The organism is Micromonospora craterilacus, from assembly GCF_003236315.1.
In the GTDB taxonomy this organism is placed as follows: Bacteria; Actinomycetota; Actinomycetes; order Mycobacteriales; family Micromonosporaceae; genus Micromonospora; species Micromonospora craterilacus.
On sequence record NZ_POTY01000393.1, the window covers coordinates 1 to 3,431 of the forward strand.

3 protein-coding genes are annotated in these 3,431 nt (G+C 74.6%); all 3 read right to left on the reverse strand.

What is annotated here, in order from left to right; translation table 11 throughout:
* Positions 1 to 325: 325 nt before the first annotated feature.
* From C1I95_RS32835 to C1I95_RS32845, 3 genes are read right to left on the reverse strand one after another with little or no spacing between them, the layout of a single operon-like run.
* Positions 326 to 2,278, reverse strand: a complete 1,953-nt coding sequence (locus tag C1I95_RS32835) for an NADH-quinone oxidoreductase subunit 5 family protein (protein WP_111219876.1) — start codon at positions 2,276 to 2,278, stop codon at positions 326 to 328.
* Positions 2,275 to 2,715: an NADH-quinone oxidoreductase subunit NuoK gene (gene nuoK / locus C1I95_RS32840; protein WP_233514036.1), complete on the reverse strand. Its 441-nt coding sequence runs from the start codon at positions 2,713 to 2,715 to the stop codon at positions 2,275 to 2,277. The genes C1I95_RS32835 and nuoK overlap by 4 nt, the downstream gene beginning before the upstream one ends.
* Positions 2,712 to 3,275, reverse strand: a complete 564-nt coding sequence (locus C1I95_RS32845) for an NADH-quinone oxidoreductase subunit J family protein (protein ID WP_111219878.1) — start codon at positions 3,273 to 3,275, stop codon at positions 2,712 to 2,714. The genes nuoK and C1I95_RS32845 overlap by 4 nt, the downstream gene beginning before the upstream one ends.
* Positions 3,276 to 3,431: the final 156 nt, after the last annotated feature.

A 3,431-nucleotide genomic window follows, 5' to 3' on the forward strand; every position in this document is an offset into this window, starting at 1 on the left:
ACCCCATGCCCCGGCCCGCCACCAGTGCCACCGCCGCGACCAGGGTCAGCGCAGCGGCGACCGTGCCCACCAGCCGGGCCGCCCGGTCGCGGGGCGTGGCCACCACCGCCAGGGCACCGAGCGCCGGCACCGCGAGCACCGCGACCAGCAGGAACTCCCCAAGCGTCATGCCGCCACCTCGCTCCGCTCGGCGTCGACCTGAGTCTTTACCGCGCCGTGCAGATGATTCGCTCGCTGCCGCTCGCTCACGCCGCCACCTCGCTCCGCTCGGCGTCGACCTGAGCCCCTACCGCGCTGTGCTGATGATTCGCTCGCTGCTGCTCGCTCATGCCGCGCCTCCGATCAGGGCGGCGGCCAGCCCGATCAGCAGCGCGCCGGCGAGCACGGCGGCGATGGCGCGGGGCAGGGCCGCCCGGTGCAGGGTGCCCAGCCCGCCGCCGAGGGCACGGGCGGCGCGGCCGGTGCCCAGCACCGCCCCGTCCACGACCCGTTCGTCGGCGACGCGCGCCGCCTGGCCGAGCGCTGTCGTCGGGCGTACCACCAGGGTGTGCTGGACGTCGTCGAGCCGGAAGGCGCGGGCGAAGACCGGCCGCAGCGGACCCAGCGCCGCCGCCGGGTCGGCTGCCGCGTCCCGCCGCCAGCCGGCCCAGGCCAGCCCGGCCCCGACGAGCAGCAGTGCCAACGGCAGCAGCACGGTCGGGGTGAGATGGATCAGCCCGTCCGGCGGCATCAGATCCGACACCGCCTCGGGGTCGGCCGGCAGCGTCCGTTGCAACTGGGTGGAGAACCAGCCGGGGAAGCCGGCGAGGCCGAGCAGGGCCGCCGGGACGGCCAGCGCCAGCACCGGCCAGCGCAGCACCGCAGGTGGGTCGTGCGGGTGGGCCAGCGGGGTGCGGGTCGCGCCGAAGAAGGTCCGCAACAGCAGTCTGGTGGCGTACCAGGCGGTGACGGCGACGCCGACCAAGGCGGCGAGCCAGACCAGCCAGCCCACCCAGGCGGGGGCCGGGCCGTCGCCGTGCAGGGCGGCACCCTCCGCGGCGGCGAGCACGCCCTCCTTGCTCCAGAAGCCGGACAGCGGCGGTACGCCGGCCAGCGCGCCGAGCCCGATCAGGGTGCACCAGAAGGTGACCGGCATGGTGTGCCGCAGGCCGCCCATCCGGGACATCAGCGTGGTGCCGACGGCGTGGATCACCGCACCGGCGGCGAGGAACAGCAACGCCTTGAAGGCGGCGTGGGTGAGCAGGTGGAACAGGGCGGCGGGCGGGGAGCCGACGGCGAGAGCGCCGGTCATGTAGCCGATCTGGGAGACCGTGGACCAGGCGAGCACCCGCTTGATGTCGTCCTGCGCGGTGGCGGCGAGCGCGCCCAGCAGCAGGGTCACCGAGGCCATCACGCCGAGCACGGCCAGCGCGACCGGGGTGGCCTCGAAGAGGGGGAAGAGTCGGGTGACCGCGTACACGCCGGCGGCCACCATGGTCGCGGCGTGGATCAGCGCGGAGATCGGGGTGGGGCCGGCCATCGCGTCGGGCAGCCAGGTGTGCAGTGGGAACTGCGCGCTCTTGCCGGCTACCCCGGCGAGCAGCAGCAGGCAGGCGGCGGTGAGCGTACCGGCGCTGTGGTCGTGGGCGAGCACGTCGGCGATCCGGAAGCTGCCCGCCGAGACGCCGAGCAGCGCGATGCCGAGCAGGAAGCCGACGTCCCCGACCCGGGTCACCAGGAACGCCTTCATCGCGGCGGCCGGTGCCTCCGGCAGCCGCCGGTCGTGGGCGATGAGCAGGTACGAGCAGAGCCCCATCACCTCCCAGCCGACCAGCAGCAGGATCAGGTCCCCGGAGACCACCACCAGCAGCATGGCGGCGGTGAAGAGGCTGATCTGCGCCGCGTACGGCGGGTAGCGGTGGTCGACGTCCACGTCGTCGTGCGGGCCGCGCTTGAGGTAGCCGGTCGAGTAGACCTGCACGGCCAGGGCGACCGCGGCGACCGCGACGGCGACCAGCGCGGCGCTGCCGTCGAGGCGCACCCCGAGGGTGACGGTGAGCCCGCCGAGGTCGATCCAGGTGGTCGACGCCTCAGCCGGGCCGTCCAGGCTGACCAGCAGGGCCACCGCCAGGGCGAGGGCACCGGCCGCGCCGGCCACCCCCAGGCCGATGGCCACCCGACGGGCGGTGTCCTGCTCGGTGGCCGCGCCTCGCGGCGAGGGCGGCAGCAGCAGGCCGACCAGGCCGGCGACCAGCGGTACGGCCGGCAGCAGCGCGCCCAGCAGCGTCGTGGTGCTCACCGATCCCCCTCCGGCCGGCCGGTTTCCGGCGGGTTCGCTCCGCCGCCGGCCGGCCCGTCGGCCACTCCGCTCGGACCGTCCGTGGTGACGCCGGCCGGGCCGACCGCGACCGGGACCGGTTCGTCGGCGGGGCGCTCGGCCAGCGGAACCTCGTCGACGGCGACACTGGCCCGCATCCGGTAGAGCTGGAGCACGATCGCCAACCCCACCCCGATCTCGGCGGCGGCCAGCACGATCACGAAGAGCGCGAAGACCTGACCACCGTGTGGCAGCAGCGCCTTCGCCGTGGTGTCGGCGGTGACCAGGATCAGGTTCACCGCGTTGAGCATCAGCTCGACCGCCATCAGCACCAGCACCGCGTTGCGCCGGCGGAGCACGCCGTACACGCCGAGGCCGAACAGCAGCGCGGCGGTGACGTACGGGATGACCGGTCTCACCGCGACCGCCCCCGCCCAGCGCCGTCGCTGTCCACGCCGTCCACGGCGGATTGGCGACCCGGCGATCGGCCGATGTCGGGGCGGGACAGCACGATGGCGCCGACCAGCGCCGACAGCAGCAGCACCGAGAGCACCTCGAAGGGCAGCACCCAACTGCCGAAGACCTGCTCACCGATGCGCTCGGCGGTGCCCGCCTCGGGCAGCTCCACCTTCGTCCAGCGGTACGCGTCGACCAGCAGCGCCGCCAGGCCCAGCCCCACGCCACCGCCGATCAGCGCGGCCGGCCAACCGGGACGGTCCAGATCGTCCGAGGCACCGATCGGCGCCCGGGTCAGCATCACGGCGAACAGCAACAGCACCACCACCGCGCCGACGTAGATCAGCACTTGCACCCAGGCCACCAGCTCGGCGCTGAGCACCAGGTACATGCCGGCCAGGGCGCCGAGGCAGACCACCAGGTAGAGCCCGGCACGAACGAGATGTTTCGTCGCCACCACCAGCACCGCCGAACCGACGGCCACCGCACCGAGGGCGACCAGCAGCACGTCCACCCCGGTCACGCGGAAGTACCTTCGCCGTCGTCGGCCGCCGGCGTGCCGTCGCTGGCCGCGGGCTTGTCGGCGCTGGCCGCAGGCTTGTCGGCGTCGTTGTCGGCAGCGGACGCACCGTCGCGGCGTGCGGCCGGGCGAGAGGTGGGCCGGGGCTCGGGGCGTACC